We start from the raw sequence: 16817 nt of genomic DNA, 5'->3' as shown, positions 1-16817 counted from the left end.
GGGCTTCCGCGTCCGCCGACTGGGCCCTCCTAGCCCGCCGACTGGGCTTCCGCGTCCGCCGACTGGGCCCTCCTAGCCCGCCCACTGGGTCGTCCTCGGTCGCCCACTGGGTCGTCCTCGGTCGCCCACTGGGTCATCACGGGATTCGTCAGACTCCGCACGGCGAAGAGCCGGCCTAAGTCACGTGTCTCCGACGCAGATCTCACGTCCCCATCAACGACGTCGAACCCCGCGGCCGCAACGTGTTCCGCAAGCAACTCGGGGGGCCAGGAGTAGCCCAAGGTCACCGCGTGGTCAAAGGTCATGAGCTCGGTCCCGACGAAGTATCCGATCGCCAGGCCTCCGCCTGTCCGGACACACCGGGCGAACTCGGCGAGCGCCACGTCAAGCTGCTGCGGCGCCAAGTGGATCAGCGAGAACCACGCAAGGATTCCACCGAGACTGCTGTCCCTCTCATCAAGTCGTCGGGCGTCGCCGAGCCGAAACTCGAGACCGTCGTGCGCGCGACGCGCCTCGTCGATGAACTCCGGCACTACATCGACACCGGCGATATAAGCACCAGCGCCATGGAGAAACCGTGTCCATTGCCCTGGACCGCAACCGACGTCGATGATTCGGCCGCTGAGCCCCCCGACCCACTCAACCAACCGGGTCCGATCGACGTCGGACGCCGACTCGATGTTGCCGAACAGATCGATGTACTCGACGGCTCGTCGTGAGTAGGCGGCGCGCACGTCTTCCTCAGTCACTCCGCAAACGATAGCGCTGCACTGACTCACCACCCACTCGGCGGCGTGAGACGACCCACTCGCGGGATTTCCTGGCCCACTCGGCGGCGTGGGAGGGCCCACTCGGCGGCGTGGGAGGGCCCACTCGCGGGACTTCCGGGCCCAGTCGCGGCCTAGTCGTCGTCGCCAGATTCAACTCGACGGCGCTCGCGGCGCGCGGCAGCGACCATGTTCCGCAGCGACGGCTCCAACTGCCAGTAGTGGCGCGTCTTGAGCCCACCGTCGGGGTTGACCCACAACCGCTTCGGATCGATGTAGCGGGCGGCCAACTGGATGAGGTCGTCGATCTCGTCGATCTCGGGGATCAGCGCGCTACGGCTCTCGTACACACCCGGCCCAACACCATGCGACAGGGTTGTGCCCTTCGCCAACTGTGCGAAGACCCAGTCCAGGTGCCGCGTCGCGACGACCGACACCACGTCGGCATCCATCGCCTCGAACGCGTCGACAACCCGGCTGATCGATGAGTAGCCCAGGTGCGTGTGGATCTGCGTCTCCGGCTTCGCGCCGCCGACGGCGAGGCGGAAAGCGTTGACCGCCCAGTCCAAATAGCCCTGGCGTCCGCGCTCGCGCAGCGGCAGGAGTTCGCGGATCGACGGCTCGTCGACCTGAATGATTTTGATGCCGGCCTTCTCCAGGTCGGCGATCTCATCGCGCACCGCCAGTGCGATCTGCTCGGCGGTCTCATACATCGGCTGGTCCTGGCGCACGAACGAACGCGCCAGCATCGTGACCGGACCGGTGAGGATGCCCTTGACCGGCTTGTCGGTCAGTGACTGTGCGTAGCCTGTCCACTCGACGGTCATCGGGTGCTTGCGCTTGATGTCGCCGTAGATGATCGGCGGGCGCACGCAGCGGGAGCCGTACACCTGCACCCAACCCTGGTGGGTTGCGGCGTAGCCGTCCATCAGTTCGGAGAAGTACTGCACCATGTCGTTGCGCTCGGCCTCGCCGTGCACCAGGACATCCAGGCCGATGTCCTCCTGCAACTCGATGACGCGCTTGATCTCGTCACGCAGTCGCTGGGCGTACTCCTCCCACGACAGCCGGCCCTGGCCGTAGTAGTACCGCGCCTGGCGCACCTCGTTGGTCTGTGGAAACGAGCCCAAGGTCGTCGTCGGGATGATCGGCAGACCCAGCGCCTTGTCCTGCAACGGCTTGCGTTCCGCGTAAGGGAGCCGCTGGCGCTGATCCGGGCGGATGTTGGCCACGCGCTGACGGACGTCGTGCTTGAGCTTGAAGTGCACCGTCGCCGGCCGCGAATACCAGTGCTCCGGCGCACCGTGGGTGACGGCCTTCGCCAGCGCCACGACCTCGGCGACCTTCTGCTTGGCGAAGGACAACCGATCGGCGACGTCGCCGGGCAGGTCGGGCTCGATCAGGACGTCGATCGGGACGTGCATCAACGAGCACGACGTCGAGACGACCACGTCGGGGATGTGTTCCTTGATCTCCAGGAGGAAGTCGAGCTTGCCGCCCTTGGCGGCCTTCCACACGTTGCGGCCGTCGATCACGCCGGCATAGAGGCGCTTGCGCTTGAGCCCGGGCACCGCACCCAGTTCGGCCGCCGACATCGGCTCGCTGACCAGGTCGACGCCGATCGCCTCGATATTCGTCGATGCCAGGATCGGCAGCGCGTCAGCGAGGTCGCCGTAGGGTCCGGTGACGAGGATGCGCGGGCGCAGCGCGCCACGGCTCAGCTCGGTGTAGGCCTGGCGCAGCGCACCCAGATCAGACTCTGTACGGTCGCTGGTGAAGCAAGGCTCGTCGAGTTGCACGCACTTGCAGCCCTGCTTCGCCAGACGCTCGAACAAGTCCGCGTAGACCGCCAGCAGGTCGTCGAGCCGATCGATCGGCGCGAAGCCCTCCGGCGACCCGGGCGCGGCCTTGCTCAGCAGCAGCAGCGAGGTAGGACCGAGAATAACCGGGCGCAGTTCGATGCCTTCGGCCTTGGCACGACGATGCTCGTCGAGCAGCCCCTCGGCGTTCAGCGCGAACACCGTGTCCGGGGCGATCTCAGGCTGGCGGTAGAAGTAGTTCGTGTTGAAGTACTTGACCAACTCCAACGGCGGATGCCCGGGCTTGCCGCGCGCCATCGCGAAGTACAGGTCGATCGGTTCCAGCTCGTCGACGAGGTCGGTGAACCGCGGCGAGATCGCGCCGAACAACACCGCGTTGTCCAACACGTGGTCGTAGAACGAGAACGTGTTGCCCGGCACCTGCTCGAGCCCGGTGGCGGCCAGTTCGTTCCAGACGCCGTCGGCGAGTTCGCGACCGGTGGCCAGCAACTCGTCGCGGCTCAACGAGCCGTGCCAGTAGCCCTCGAGGGCAGCCTTCAGCTCGCGGTGGGCGCCGATACGGGGATAACCCAGAATCGACGAACCGTACTCGATGCCGTCCGGACTCGTCATAGTGCAGACCCGCTACTTCGCGTCGTACTGGTAGAACCCGTGTCCGGCCTTCTTACCGATGCGCCCGGCCTCGACCATGCGCAGCAGCAGCGGCGGCGGCGAGTACAGCGGCTCCTTGAACTCCTCGTACATCTTGTCGGCGATGGCCTTGACGGTGTCGAGGCCCACGAGGTCGGTCAGCTTGAGCGGACCCATCGGGTGCGCACAGCCCAGGACCATGGCCTTGTCGATGTCCTCGACCGTCGCGAAACCGGACTCGACCATCCGGATGGCGGAGAGGAGGTAGGGCACCAGGAGGGCGTTGACCACGAAGCCCGAGCGGTCGGCGGAACGGACGACCTGCTTGCCCAGGACGTCGCGCGCGAAGTCCTCGGCGCGCTCGGACACCTCGGGGCTGGTCATCAGCGTCGTCACCAGTTCGACCAGGGGAAGGACCGGAACCGGGTTGAAGAAGTGCATGCCAACGACGCGGGCCGCGTTCTGGGTGGCCATGCCAAGCTTCATGATCGGGATGGAGGAGGTGTTCGACGCGAGCACGGCGCTCGGGTCGGTGACAACCTTGTCCAGCTCGGCGAAGATCGCGGTCTTGACCGCTTCGTCCTCGACGACGGCCTCGACGACGAGCTGCCGGTCGGCGAAGTCACCGAGGTCGGAGGTGAAGCGCAGCCGCCATGCGGCCTGCTCGCGCTCGCGCTCGGTCAGCTTGCCGCTGGACACACCGCGGTCCAGCGACCGCATGACGCGGGCGCGGCCAGCAGCGGCGAGTTCGCGGGTGGATTCATAGACCAGGACATCGACTGAGGCGCGCGCACACACCTCGGCAATTCCTGCGCCCATCTGGCCGGCACCGATGACACCGACTCGCGTGATCTTCTGGCTTGCCATGGGACGGCTCCTCAAACTGGGATCTGTAACGCGGGGGTCTTGAGACTCAAGACTAGGGAAGAAAGCGTGGGGATGTTGAGTGGTTGACAGCGCGGGGCGATGACGGCGGACCGTCACCGCCCCGGCTGTCGTACGAACTGTGCTCCGCCGATTGGGCGGGGTCGCCCCCGCCCGTCGGCGAACTCGGGTGTTCCTAGTGGAACTGGCCCTCTTCGGTCGAGCCCTTGAGCGCCGCGGTCGACGTGTTGGGGTCGACGGTGGTGGCGATCTTGTCGAAGTAGCCGGCACCGACCTCGCGCTGGTGCTTGGTGGCGGTGTAGCCGCGCTCCTCGGCAGCGAACTCGCGCTCCTGCAGGTCGACGTACGCCTTCATCTGCTCGCGGGCGTAGCCGTAAGCCAGGTCGAACATCGAGTAGTTGAGGGCGTGGAAGCCGGCCAGGGTGATGAACTGGAAGGTGAAGCCCATCGCGCCGAGCTCGTTCTGGAACTTGGCGATGGTGTCATCGTCCAGGTGCTGCTTCCAGTTGAACGACGGGCTGCAGTTGTAGGCCAGGAGCTGATCGGGGTGCTCCGCCTTGACGGCCTCGGCGAACTTCTTCGCGAGCTCCAGGTCGGGCTTGCCGGTCTCCATCCAGATCAGGTCCGCGTACGGGGCGTAGGCCTTGGCGCGGGCGATGCAGGGCTCGACGCCGTTCTTGATCCCGTAGAAGCCCTCGCTGGTGCGGGTGCCGTCCAGGAACGGGCGGTCGCGCTCGTCGACGTCGGAGGTCAGCAGCGTGGCGGCCTCAGCGTCGGTACGGGCGATGACGACCGTCGGGGTGTTGGCGACATCGGCGGCCAGGCGAGCAGAGGTCAGGGTGCGGATGTGCTGCTGGGTCGGGATGAGCACCTTGCCACCGAGGTGGCCACACTTCTTCTCCGAGGCGAGCTGATCCTCCCAGTGGGTACCGGCGGCACCCGCAGCGATCATGGCCTTCTGCAGCTCGTAGACGTTGAGCGCGCCACCGAAGCCGGCCTCACCGTCGGCGACGATCGGCACCAGCCAGTTGTCGACCGACTCGTCACCCTCGACACGCGAGATCTCGTCGGCGCGCAGGAGGGCGTTGTTGATGCGGCGCACGACGGCCGGGACCGAGTTGGCCGGGTAGAGCGACTGGTCGGGGTAGGTGTGGCCCGAGAGGTTCGCGTCACCGGCGACCTGCCAGCCCGACAGGTAGATGGCCTTGAGGCCCGCGCGGACCTGCTGCACGGCCATGTTGCCAGTGAGGGCGCCCAGCGCGTTGATGTAGGAGCCGTCGCCCTTGGTCACGCCGTCCCACAGGACCTCCGCGCCGCGGCGGGCCAGGGTGTGATCCTCGACGACGTTGCCCTGGAGCTCGGCAACCTGCTCGGCGGTGTAGTCGCGGGTGATGCCCTTCCAGCGGGGGTTGGTGTCCCAGTCGTTCTGGATTTCCGCGGCGGTGCGGGGCTTTCCGACGTTGCTCATTAGTGCATTCGCTTTCTTTGACTTACGAAAAGGCCGTGACGATTGCGAAGAATCCGAGGCCTCTAGGCGGTGCCTGATGTAAGCGTGCCACACGACAAACCTGCAGGTCCAATCGTTTCGGAATGCAAATTCAGGGCATCCTATGGCGCTATTTTGCAAAGTTTGCAAATATAGAGGTGTGAATGTTCTGCCCGCTCGCGCCAAAAAGTACGCGCGTACTGGGATTTCGATGTCGGGCTCGTTCGACGACAAACGCCGTAGTTGCGCGCGTCATGCGGCGAAACCACGGCCGTGCACGGCCGCAGTGTGCGGGGAGTCACATGCTCCGACGACGGGGATGCGCCGGGATCAGGTCTGTCCGGCCGCGGCCAGCGCCTTGCTGAACAACTCCAGGAATGCGGTGTCGCTCATCGGCTCGGACACCTCTGGGAACGGTTTGGTGAACGGCGTCGGATCCCCGGCGACGGTCACCGCGACCGTGTACCGATTACGCTCGGACGGGCCCGGCGTGCGAGCCGCGGCGTACGCCGCGAAGGACACCGACCGCGATGTCGTGCCATCAGGCAAGGTCGTCGTCGTGTCTGTGCGTAGAGCGAGCATTTGGGAGATGTCGAGCCGGCCGAGTCGGCCCAGTCGCCCCGGCCGTGCGCCCACGAGCTGCGGTGGCGTCAGCTTGCGGTGTTCGGCGGTGATGACCGCCCCGGCGCGCGAACCCTCGGTGATCGTCGTGCGCGTGGTGGCACACCCGCCGGTGCGCTCGGCGATGTCGGCGTCGATGTTGCGCGCCAACGCGACCACGAGATTGCTCAACGTCGCATCGGCGCTGCGAGCGGCGAGTACCGCCGCGTTGTCGGTGTCGAGGCGCTTGTTGAGATCGGCATCAGCGGTGGGCCGGCACTGCGCCGGTACGACGCCGGCCTTGGCGGCTACTGCCAACGCCTCGGCATTCGCATCGACCAGCTCACCGATTCCGGCACTGACCGGGGAGAACCCGGACGGCAGCGACGACGGGGACAGCAACATCGTTCCCGGAGCGGGCGGCGCCAGGTCTACCGTGGAGGAGCAGCCCACCAGCCCGATGACGGCGGCCGTGGCCGCGATCGCCGTCGACGCTCTCGGAGAACCCATGCGCGACACCGTACCCGGCACACCGTGACGACCGCCCGCGCGCACTCGAAAGCCGACGACGCCCGCCGGTCGGGTTCCCAGTACGTGGGTTCTCGGCTCAAGCAGTTGCGGGCCGAGCGCGGCATGTCACAGGTGCGCCTCGCCACCGACCTGGGCATCTCGGCGTCCTACCTGAACCAGATCGAGCACGACACCCGTCCGCTCACGGCGGCGGTGCTGGGCCGCATTTCCGAGGTGTTCGGCGTGGACGCCGGGTTCTTCGACCCGCAAGACGACATCCGGCTCGTCGCAGAGCTCCGTGAGGCACTCATCGAGGAGCGCGTCGGCGACGCGGAGTCCACCGGCACGCCCATGGACCCGCACGAGCTCGCCGACATCGTTGCCGCGCACCCGGCCATCGCCGAGGCGGTCGTCAACCTGCACCGGCGCTATCGCGTCGCCGCCGATCAACTCGCCGCGGTCACTGACGAGCGCGGCGACCGCAGCATGCGCGGTGCGATCAGCGCTCCCCACGAGGAGGTACGCGATTTCTTCTCCGCGCACCACAATTACTTCAACGACCTCGACGTCGCGGCCGAGGAGATGGTGACGCGGATGCGCATGCATTCCGGAGACGTGCGCACCGAGATCGCGAATCGTCTGGAGACGGTGCACGGCGTACAAATCGTGCGACGCGTCGACCTTGGCGACGACGTACTGCACCGGTTCGACGCCCAGGCGGGCCGCCTCGAGATCTCCGCGGCACTCGGCCCCGGTCAACGGACCTTCAAGCTGGCCTTCGAATTGGCGTACCTGGCCTACGGCGACCTCATGCGCGAACTCGTCGATGACGCCGGCTTCACCTCTGACGACGCGCGGTCCCTGGCGATGTCGGGCCTGGCCAACTACTTCGCGGCAGCGGCGGTGATGCCGTATGAGCAATTCCACGGCGCGGCCGAGGACTTCCGCTACGACATCGAGCGACTGTCGGCGTTCTATTCGGTCTCCTACGAGACGATCTGTCATCGCCTCTCGACGCTGCAGCGCCCCAATCTGCGCGGCATCCCGTGGTCGTTCGTGCGCGTCGACCGTGCCGGCAACATGTCCAAGCGGCAGTCCGCGACCGGTTTCCACTTCTCCGCCAGCGGCGGCACCTGCCCGCTGTGGAACGTGTACGAGACGTTCGCATCGCCGGGCAAGATCCTCAGCCAGGTCGCGCAGATGCCCGACGGCCGCGAGTACTTCTGGGTCGCGCGCACGGTCGAGCGACGGGCCGCCCGGTTCGGACAGCCGGGCAAGACGTTCGCCATCGGGCTGGGCTGTGAGCTGCGGCACGCCGGACGCGTCGTCTACTCCGACGGATTGGAGATCGGCCCACAGGCCCGGGTCACCCCAATCGGATCGGGCTGTCGTGTTTGCGAGCGCATCCAGTGCCCGCAGCGCGCCTTCCCGCCGTTGGGGGTGCCGCTGCACATCGACGAGCACCGCAGCAGCATCTCCCCCTACGGCACGTAACGGACTCCGCGGCTACCGCGCCGGGACGGGCGCACGCAATTCGCCGACGAGGAACTTGGTCTGCGCAGCCACGGCGGGGGCGAGGAACGGTTCGACGTAGACGTCGAAGTGCCCGGCCTGCACCCGGTACAGATCGGCCTTGTCCCCCAGCTTCTTAGCGGCGGCCAGCGTCGGCGCGACCGGAGTGAGGTCGTCGAGTTCGCACGCGATGAACTGAATGCGACACGGAAGCCGGTCGAGGTAGGAGACGGCACGGAAGACCGGCAGCCGTAGGAAGTCTCGCAACCCGATCCGGTTGTTCCAGGTCGGACCGGCCAGGTGCTGGAGCCGGGCCCAGATGTCGTCGGAGGGGTAGGCGGAGCCGGATCCCTCTGGCCCCATCGCGCGCACGTAGAACGGCTCGCGCTTGCGCAGCGCACGGACGCCGTCGCGCAGCACGCCGGAGACCAGCCAGGCTCCATGCAGGGGCGGAGTGTTGCGAACCAGGAACAGTGCCGTCGCCAGGTTGTCGAGGTTGGGGCACTGCGAGACGACCGCAGCGATCTCACCGTCGCGCGCCGCCGCGGCGACGACGATGCCACCGGCGTAGGACGTGCCCCACAGGGCGACGCGCTTCGGGTCGACGCCGTCGAGGGCGCGCGTCGCGGTGATCGCGCATTCGTAGTCGCGCAGCTGGGAGTCGACGTTCACCACGTCGCGCGGGGTGCCCTCGCTGTCACCGAAGCCCGAGTAGTCGAAGACGACTGCATGGATCCCCGCTTGCGCGAAGGCCTGCGCGTAGCTGTCGAGTCCGCAGTCGCGGGTGAATCCCAAACCGTGGGCGAGAATGACCGCAGGCGCACGACCGTCTGCATCGGTCAGATCGGTCGACGACGGTGGGTAGTGCCACGCAGCGAGCACGTGCCCGTCACGGGCAATGGTGATGTCTTCGCGTTCGGTTACAGACTCCATTGCACCAATGTATCCGAGATTCTCAGTATCAGGTACCTGAATACCAGGATACAGCGCCGACCGAGCCTGAATCCCCGCCGACTGAGCCCAATCCACCACCGACCGAGCCCAATCCACCACCGACCGAGCCCAATCCACCGCCGACCGAGCCCGGTCACCCAACCACACGGCCCCGCGCACCCTAGGCTGTGGGGACCAATCCAGCGCTTTGCACACCAGGGGGTGACATGGTCGGAGCCGTTCGTGCCTTCGTCGCGGCCGCTGTCGCCACGACGGTGTCCGCGATCCTCGTCGCACCGTCCACAGCGAGTGCCGAACCCTTCAACGTCGCGCCCGCTCCGCCCGCAGTTCGCGACTTCATGAACCGGCTCGCGCCGCCGCCACCGGTGCCGCACCGCAAGCATCCCGACCCGCGTACCGCGGGAACAAACGAAGACTCCAAGGTGCGCGACGTGTGGGCGGCCCTGCTGCCGTCTCCGACGGGCGATCCGTTCTTCGACCACTGGCCGTCGAATCTCTCGAAGCTGCCCCCCGGAACGGTGATCGCCGCGCGCAGCGTCACGCCCACCGTCGGCGCCGTCTTGGGCCAGCCGGTCCGGCGCGCAGTGCAAGTGAAGTTCGCCACCACCGACTCGCGCGGCGAGCCGTCGTTCGGCACCGCCACCGTCCTGTATCCGACGGTCCACCACGCCGGTCGCGGGCCCACCCCCGTCCTCATCAACAACCTGGCGATCGACTCGCTCGGGGCCAGTTGCACGCCGGGGTACGCGATGTCGCATCCGCGCACCCTCGGCACCAACGATCCCGACCGCCTGCCCCCGACGACCCAATGGGCCCTGGATCGCGGTTTCATCGTCGTGGTCCCCGACCACCAGGGCGCGCGAATGGCCTACGCCGATCCGATCGTCGCCGGCCGTGTCGTCCTCGACTCCATCCGCGCGATCGACAACCACGACGCCGCGCTAGCGACGCCCCGGCCTCCTGGAACCCTGCCCTTGACGACCAGACCGCTGGGGATCTCCAAGTCCCCAATGGTGATGTCGGGCTTCTCCGGCGGGGCGATTGCGGCCCACGGCGCGGTCAAGCAACTCGACGACTATGCACCCGAGCTCAAGGGGCGCATCCGCGCCACCGCCCTGGGCGGGCTACCCGCCGACTTCTCCTTGCTACCCGCCTCGATGAACGCGACCTGGGCCACCGGCGTGCTCCACGTCGCGACGCTCGGCCTCATCCGTGAGCGGCCCTATCTGCTCGCCGACGCGAACAACCTCGCCCAGTGGATCGCGACGTCGCCGATCAAGGACACGTGCACCGCGCCGGCCGGGCTGGCGGGGGTGACGCTGTGGCCGATGCAGCTGTTCTCGCGCAGCGGCGACCCGTTCCACACCCCGCTGGCCAAGGAATTGTTCCGCGTCACGGCGATGCGCGGACTCGCTTCGGCCACGCCGCTGTACGTCTACCACGGCACTTTCGAATGGTGGGTGCCCGCCGCGGGGACGCGCGAGTTCGTCGCCGAACAATGCCGGCTGGGCGTCTCCGTCGACTACCACGAATACCCCGCCGAACACTTCGGCAGCGCCTTCATGGGGTTCCCCGATGCGTTGAGCTGGCTCGACGAGCAAGCGGGCGGTCCACACGTGGCCCCGTTACCTATCCCGCGCACGTCCGGCGGCTGCCCGAGGAAGCCGTAGTCCCCACGATTTCGTCTACCCCCCGTCGATCGATGCTGGTTTGCCGAAACGGTAGGGATCGGGGACGCTCAGACCGCGACGACGTCGATGAAGTCAGCCAGGCCGACGAAGTCGGAGGGATTGCGCGTGTAAAGGCGCGCGCCGTGGGCGTACGCCGTTGCTGCGATCAGCAGGTCCATCGACCGCGCCCGCGGGTTGCGGCCCTCGAGGACGACGGCCGAAGCCAGCCGACCGTAGCCGTCGGCCACATCATCGTCGACGGGGAGTGCGTCGAACTCCCGCTCGATCTGCACCAACCGCCGCAGACGCTCGGCACGAATGTCGGGCGTCTTGGCGACGAGCACGCCGACGTGCAGTTCGGCCAGGGTGATCGCGCTCAACGCCAGCTCACCCGGAATCGGTTCAACACCCGAAGCGAGGACAGCACTCGTGTCAAGGATTCCCCTCATCGCCGATCCCACGGATCGCGCAGTTCGTGGGCGACCAGGTCGCGGTCGGCCTCCCACGCCGGATCCCCCGGACCGGAGAAGAGCTTCTCGACGTCGGCCCACCGGCGCCAGGTCTTCGTCGCCGCGGAGACCAGCCGCGCGCTGGCGCGCCCGGACACCGTAATGGTGATCTCTTCGCCGTCCTCCACGCGACGGATGAGATCAGAGGCGTTCTGCCGCAGTTCACGCAGCCCGACGGCTTCCATGCTTCAAATGTAGCACTTGTGCTATCAGTCCCGCCGGTGCGGAAACCTCGCTACGGTTGGTCGCCATGACCACTCCTCGCATCGAGCCCGGCGGCCTGCGTGAACTCGGCCCGATCAATTGGGCTGTCACCCGCGTCCTCTCCACCGCCCAGGGTGTCCCCGACGCACACGTCTTCTCCACACTCGGCCGGTCCAAGGGACTCTTCCGCGGTTGGTTGTACTACTCGGCGCGGATGATGCCGTTCGGGAAACTGTCGCGCAAAGACACCGAGATGATCATCATCCGCGTGGCACATCTGCGCTCCTGCGACTACGAGATGGACCACCACCGCAAACTCGGTAAGCGCGCCGGGCTCGACAACGCGGCGATCGGCCGGATCATCGAGGGCCCCGACGCTGGATGGGGCGATCGGGAGCGATCGCTGCTGCTGGCCGTCGACGAGATTGTCGGGTCGCACGACGTCACCGACGAGACGTGGGCCGGACTGACCCGCCACCTCGACGAGCCCGAGCAGATCTCGTTCGTCCAACTCGTCGCCAACTACGACGCGTTGGCCACCACGCTGGGCGTCCTGCGCGTCCAGCGCGACGTGTAAGGAGGCCTCAGCGTGCCGAGCCTCGCGCAACACCTCATGGCCAATCCGGTGGTGTCGGCGGTCTACGAGGGCCTGTGGCGCCCGACGTTCACGCGGATCTTCAGCCTAGGCGGTCCGGGCACCGCGGAGTACGACAAGGCTTTCACCGCCTATCTCGCTCGCACCGGCGAGCGCCAGATCCTCGACGTCGCGTGCGGTCCCGGGCTCTACACCCGGCGTCTCGCGCAGCACCTGACCGGCGATGGCCGTGCCATCGGCCTCGACTTCTCCCCGGCGATGCTCGCCCGAGCCGTCCATAAGCCCCACGACCGGACGACCTTCATCCGCGGCGACGCCCACCATCTACCGTTCCCCGACGACACCTTCGACACGGTGGCATGCTTCGCCGCGCTCTACCTGATCCCGGATCCACTCCCGGTCATCGACGAACTGGTGCGCGTCACACGTCCCGGCGGGGAAATCGCGATCTTCACCTCGGTGCAGACGGCCGTCTCACGAATCCCCGGTGTCCAGCTCGTTGGCCGGATGACCGGCTACCACTTCTTCGGCGACGACGAGATCACCGAGCGGCTGCGCCAGGCCGGGGTGTCGCGCATCGAACAGACCATCGTCGACCAAGGGCAATTCGTCCTTGCCCACAAGGACCATAGTTAGGCCAGGCTAGCCAGATCCGCTTCGTCTAATTTACGGTAGTCACATCCTCCAACGATGAAGGAGCCCACCGTGGCCACCACCGATCTGCCATATGCGAACCGTCCCGAAGAAGACATGCCGGGCCATTGGCTCCTCGCCAAGCTGGGCAAGCGGGTCCTGCGCCCGGGTGGGCGCGAGCTCACCGAGCAGCTTCTCACCGACGCCGACCTGACCGGCGCCGACGTCCTCGAGATCGCCCCGGGCCTCGGCCGCACCGCCGTCGAGATCCTCGCCCTGGACCCGCGCAGCTACCGCGGCGTCGAGTCCGACGAGGCCGCGGCCACCATGGCCGAGGGCGTCGTCGGCGACCGCGGCACCATCACCGTCGGGCAAGCCCAAGACACCGGCCTCGCCGCGGACAGCGTCGACGTCGCCATCGGCGAAGCCATGCTGACGATGCAGTCAGACAAGGTGAAGGGCCAGATCGTCAACGAGGCCAACCGCGTCCTGCGACCCGGCGGCCGGTACGCGATCCACGAGCTGGCCCTGCACCCGGACACCCTGACCGACGAGCAGAAGACCGAGATCCGCAAGTCGCTGGCCCGCTCCATCAAGGTGAATGCGCGCCCCCTGACCGAGAAGGAGTGGCGGGCCCTCCTCACCGACGCCGGGTTCACCGTCGAAACCGTTCGCTTCGCGCCGATGGCGCTGCTACAGCCGCGTCGGATCATCGCCGACGAGGGCATCGGCGGCGCCCTGCGCTTCGCCGGAAACGTCATCCGCAACCGCGACGCCAGGCAGCGAGTCCTCGGCATGCGCAAGACCTTTCGCAAGTATCGCGACAACCTGGCGGCGATCGAAATCGTCGCCGTGCGCAACTGATCCGATGGCCGACGCACCCGAAGAGACCGTCCTGCACGGCCTCGCCGACACCGCGCTGAACGATGCGGACGCCCCCGGGCCTGCCATCAAGGCGCTCGCCCACCTCACCGGGGCCACCGTCGTGCGCCTCAGCTTCCGTGCCGGCCAGACGATGGCCGAGCACACCGCCCGTTGGCCGATCCTCGTCATCGGCCAGGCCGGGAGCGTGGCGTTCACCGTCGGCGATCAGACCACGACACTGACGCCCGGTACGGCGATTCACGTCGAGGCCGAGGTCACCCATGCGCTGACCGCCACCGAGGACTCCGCACTCACGCTGGTCGTCCTCACCCCCCACACGAAATAACCCACGAAAGGCATTCCATGATGAACACCTTCCGCGCAACCCTGCTCGCCGTCCTGGCGGCGATCACCGCACTGGTCGGCGCCACTGTCGCTGGCCCTGCGTCGGCGCTGCCAGCCGACTTCACGGTGACGACCCAGAACCCGACGGTCGCAGACTTCAACAACATCGTGACGTTCCTCGTCGCGACGCCAGCCTCCGACGCCGCCAAGGCCCGCAACGTCGAGGGTGGCGAGAGCGCGGTCGTCGTGCCCCGCACCGTGTACAACCTGGGCCTGTTCCGCGCACCGCGCGGATCGTCGACGGTGACCGGCCCGATCGTCCGCAAGGGCAACGTCGCGACGGTCAACCTGCACGCCCGGTCGGCCGGCCGGCCCGACGTCAACATGCCCATCGACTTCGTCTACCAGGGCAACTGGAAGCTCGCGTCGAGCTCGATGTGCAAGGGCGTGAAGACCGTCGGGCTGCCGATCTACTGCAACGCCTGACACACCGGGTGTCGCGCGCGCACGGCACCGGGCTGCGGATCGAGGGACTGACCAAGAGCTACGGCGGGTACACCGTCCTGGATAACGTCTCCACCGAGGTCGCGCCCGGTTCGTTGACCTACCTGCTCGGCCTCAACGGTGCGGGCAAGTCGACCCTGTTGCGCTGCGCCAGCGGGATCGCCACCCCCGATCGGGGAACCGTCGAGATCGACGGCGCACCCTGGTCGGACCGGGCACGACGGTCCAGTCGGGTACGCCACTTGGGCATCCACCTCGACCACGACGCGTTCGCCGGCCGCCACACCGCGCGCCGGCACTTGCGGTGGTTGGCCCGCTCGGCGGGGATCGGTGACGATCGGGTCGAGCAGGTGCTGGACACCGTCGGCCTCACCGCCGTCGCCGATCAACCCGTCGACGGCTACTCGCTGGGCATGCGCCAACGAGTCGGGATCGCCGGAGCCCTGATCGGCGATCCACCGGTCCTGCTGTTCGACGAGCCGCTCAACGGCCTCGACATCGCCGGAATCATCTGGTTGCGGACGTTGCTGCGCGAACTCGCCGACGCCGGACGGGCAGTTCTCGTCGCCTCCCACCAGCTCGACGAGGTTAGGCGCAACGCGGATCGAATCCTGGTGCTGTCGCGCGGGCGCCTCGTCGCCGACGCACAATTGCACGATTTCCTCGGCACAGACCCCGACCTCGAGCAGGCCTACCTGCGGGCCGTCGGAGGCACCGACGCACCCCCGGAGTACTCGCGATGAGCACGCTGACCGCGGCGGTCGCCGCCGAAGCCACCCGCGCGGCCGGCCGGCGCAGCCCATGGTGGTTCATCGCCATACCCTTCGGGATCGCGCTACCGCTGCTCATCACGTACGCCATCGCGGCCGTGTCGGAACGGTTCGCGACGATGGAGACGACGTCGATCACCGTCTCGGCCGTCGAATCCAACAACTCGGTCTACTGGGTGATCAACCTGGGGGTGTTGATCCTGGCCATCGGCGCGGCCCATGCCCAGGCTGCGGCGGCATCGGGCACTACGGCCGACACCGAGCGCTACCTGTTCGGTTCACCGTCGACGGTGATCATCGCCCGTTCGGTCTTCTACGGCCTCATCGCGGCGGCAGTGACGCTTGGCCTCGTCGTAGTGCTCATGACGACGCTGCCGCACCTGTTCCCCGTCGTCTACGGCGGGGTGGACCTGGGTTCTTCGGCCGGTTTGCGCTTCTGCTGGGCCGTTCCCTTCTTTGCCTACTGCGCCGCGTCGCTGGGGGTCGGCCTCGCCGCGCTCACCGGTTCCGGACTCACCGCGATCGCACTGATGCTGCTGTGGGCCGGCGTCGTGGAGGACGCCATCGCACTCATCCCCAACGGGATGACCGTGCAGCAATACATGCCGTTTCTCAACGGAATCTACGGGACCGGACAGTGGCTGGCGCTCACCCCGCCGTGGGGCCGCAGCGGCGCACTGGGCTACTTCGCATTGCTGTCGGTCGCCTTCCTGGCCGCCGGAATCGCCGCAGCCGGCGTGCGTCGTCGACGGGCTTAGAAGGCACGGTCACCGATCACACGCGGAAAACCGACTATCCTGGCGTGTCAGAGATGCCAGAAGCAGCCAGACACACGAGGGAAGGATCCGCGATGAGCAGCCGTGCCCGCCAGCGCGACCACGTACTGGTGACCATCGAGGCGGCCGATGGACCGGTCGATGCGTCGCACGTCGCCGAAGTCCTCGACCTGCACGTGAGCACAGCGCGATTCCATCTCAACAAACTCATCAACGACGGGTTGGTCGTGGCGGTGCCGCTGCCCAGCACCTCGGTGGGCCGACCGCGCACGGGCTACTCGACCTCGATCCCCAAACCCGAACTACGCCTCATCGGCCTGCTTGTGGAAAGCCTCGGCGACGACGAGGAGTCGCGCCGGGCCGCCGCCGTCGAGATCGGCCGACGATGGGCCGCGCCGACCCTCGACGACTATCAGGACTCCGAAGCCGCCGACCCGGTCGAGGTCATCGAATCGACGTTGACCAAGCTCGGCTTTGAAGTGCAGTCGACATCCATGGTCGCCGATGTCCTCAACATCTCCATCTGCTCCTGCACGCTGCACGATGTGACACGCACCGATCCGACCGTGTCGTACAGCATCATCGAGGGCGTCCTGGACCAGGTTCTCGCCGTCACCCATCCCGCCCCGGCCGGGTTCACCACCAGCGTGTTGTCGGATTTCGGCGGCGCCAGCTGCGTCATCCTGGTCCGACTCGCTCCGGCGCAGCGCGCCTGACCTCCCGATCGCCCAACCGCTGCGTCTCGGACGGCAACGTTCCGGTGGATGGATCGCGTATCGTTGA

At 67.3% G+C, this 16817-nt stretch carries 18 protein-coding genes; 10 read left to right on the top strand and 8 right to left on the bottom strand.

All coding sequences use genetic code 11. The annotated features are described in order from the left end of the window. Window positions 1–29 precede the first annotated feature (29 nt). From B4L26_RS04740 to B4L26_RS04720, 5 genes are all read right to left on the bottom strand, one after another. Window positions 30–749 (bottom strand): class I SAM-dependent methyltransferase, encoded by a 720-nt coding sequence (locus B4L26_RS04740; RefSeq protein WP_290716448.1) that lies wholly within the window; start codon window positions 747–749, stop codon window positions 30–32. Between the two features lie 152 nt (window positions 750–901). After that, window positions 902–3199, bottom strand: coding sequence for a 5-methyltetrahydropteroyltriglutamate--homocysteine S-methyltransferase (gene metE / locus B4L26_RS04735; protein WP_290716445.1), 2298 nt, complete (start codon window positions 3197–3199; stop codon window positions 902–904). Window positions 3200–3211: 12 nt separating this feature from the next. After that, window positions 3212–4084, bottom strand: a complete 873-nt coding sequence (locus B4L26_RS04730) for a 3-hydroxybutyryl-CoA dehydrogenase (RefSeq protein WP_290716443.1) — start codon at window positions 4082–4084, stop codon at window positions 3212–3214. Between the two features lie 193 nt (window positions 4085–4277). Continuing rightward, window positions 4278–5570 (bottom strand): isocitrate lyase, encoded by a 1293-nt coding sequence (aceA, locus tag B4L26_RS04725; protein WP_290716440.1) that lies wholly within the window; start codon window positions 5568–5570, stop codon window positions 4278–4280. A gap of 348 nt (window positions 5571–5918) precedes the next feature. Continuing rightward, complete coding sequence (locus B4L26_RS04720; RefSeq protein ID WP_290716438.1) at window positions 5919–6698, bottom strand: hypothetical protein; 780 nt, start codon at window positions 6696–6698, stop codon at window positions 5919–5921. A 123-nt stretch (window positions 6699–6821) separates the two neighbouring features. Between B4L26_RS04720 and ramB the strand changes: the two genes are divergently transcribed. Continuing rightward, window positions 6822–8192: an acetate metabolism transcriptional regulator RamB gene (gene ramB, locus B4L26_RS04715; protein ID WP_409563548.1), complete on the top strand. Its 1371-nt coding sequence runs from the start codon at window positions 6822–6824 to the stop codon at window positions 8190–8192. A 12-nt stretch (window positions 8193–8204) separates the two neighbouring features. Here the strand turns inward: ramB and B4L26_RS04710 are convergent, their stop codons facing one another. Beyond that, window positions 8205–9143, bottom strand: coding sequence for an alpha/beta hydrolase (locus tag B4L26_RS04710; RefSeq protein WP_290716433.1), 939 nt, complete (start codon window positions 9141–9143; stop codon window positions 8205–8207). 227 nt (window positions 9144–9370) lie between these two features. Between B4L26_RS04710 and B4L26_RS04705 the strand changes: the two genes are divergently transcribed. Continuing rightward, on the top strand, window positions 9371–10834 hold the full coding sequence (locus tag B4L26_RS04705) for a lipase family protein (RefSeq protein ID WP_290716430.1): 1464 nt from the start codon (window positions 9371–9373) through the stop codon (window positions 10832–10834). A gap of 68 nt (window positions 10835–10902) precedes the next feature. Here B4L26_RS04705 and B4L26_RS04700 read toward each other — a convergent pair whose 3' ends face one another. Continuing rightward, on the bottom strand, window positions 10903–11283 hold the full coding sequence (locus B4L26_RS04700; RefSeq protein ID WP_290716428.1) for a type II toxin-antitoxin system VapC family toxin: 381 nt from the start codon (window positions 11281–11283) through the stop codon (window positions 10903–10905). Continuing rightward, a complete protein-coding gene (locus B4L26_RS04695; RefSeq protein WP_290716426.1) occupies window positions 11280–11528 on the bottom strand; it encodes a type II toxin-antitoxin system Phd/YefM family antitoxin in 249 nt (82 codons plus the stop codon). Before B4L26_RS04695 ends, B4L26_RS04700 begins: the two co-directional genes overlap by 4 nt. A 65-nt stretch (window positions 11529–11593) precedes the next feature. Between B4L26_RS04695 and B4L26_RS04690 the strand changes: the two genes are divergently transcribed. From B4L26_RS04690 to B4L26_RS04655, 8 genes are all read left to right on the top strand, one after another. Then, complete coding sequence (locus tag B4L26_RS04690) at window positions 11594–12124, top strand: carboxymuconolactone decarboxylase family protein (RefSeq protein WP_290716424.1); 531 nt, start codon at window positions 11594–11596, stop codon at window positions 12122–12124. Between the two features lie 12 nt (window positions 12125–12136). Further along, the gene (locus B4L26_RS04685) at window positions 12137–12778 is read left to right on the top strand and encodes a class I SAM-dependent methyltransferase (RefSeq protein WP_290716422.1); all 642 of its coding nucleotides are present in this window, start codon (window positions 12137–12139) and stop codon (window positions 12776–12778) included. Between the two features lie 54 nt (window positions 12779–12832). Further along, window positions 12833–13639 carry a class I SAM-dependent methyltransferase gene (locus B4L26_RS04680; RefSeq protein WP_290716420.1) on the top strand — a complete coding sequence of 269 codons (807 nt, stop codon included), beginning with the start codon at window positions 12833–12835 and terminating at the stop codon, window positions 13637–13639. A gap of 4 nt (window positions 13640–13643) precedes the next feature. Then, window positions 13644–13985, top strand: coding sequence for a cupin domain-containing protein (locus tag B4L26_RS04675; RefSeq protein ID WP_290716417.1), 342 nt, complete (start codon window positions 13644–13646; stop codon window positions 13983–13985). A 20-nt stretch (window positions 13986–14005) separates the two neighbouring features. Continuing rightward, window positions 14006–14470, top strand: coding sequence for a hypothetical protein (locus B4L26_RS04670; protein ID WP_290716414.1), 465 nt, complete (start codon window positions 14006–14008; stop codon window positions 14468–14470). 8 nt (window positions 14471–14478) lie between these two features. Further along, the gene (locus B4L26_RS04665) at window positions 14479–15231 is read left to right on the top strand and encodes an ABC transporter ATP-binding protein (RefSeq protein ID WP_290716411.1); all 753 of its coding nucleotides are present in this window, start codon (window positions 14479–14481) and stop codon (window positions 15229–15231) included. Next, entirely contained in the window at window positions 15228–16016 is a 789-nt protein-coding gene (locus B4L26_RS04660; protein WP_290716409.1) for an ABC transporter permease, read from the top strand. The genes B4L26_RS04665 and B4L26_RS04660 overlap by 4 nt, the downstream gene beginning before the upstream one ends. A gap of 92 nt (window positions 16017–16108) precedes the next feature. After that, window positions 16109–16750 carry a transcriptional regulator gene (locus tag B4L26_RS04655; protein WP_290716407.1) on the top strand — a complete coding sequence of 214 codons (642 nt, stop codon included), beginning with the start codon at window positions 16109–16111 and terminating at the stop codon, window positions 16748–16750. Window positions 16751–16817: the final 67 nt, after the last annotated feature.

The sequence above is a fragment of the Gordonia sp. UBA7599 genome (assembly GCA_002477755.1).
Taxonomy (GTDB): Bacteria; Actinomycetota; Actinomycetes; order Mycobacteriales; family Mycobacteriaceae; genus Gordonia.
This window is presented reverse-complemented; position numbering and strand designations above follow the sequence as displayed.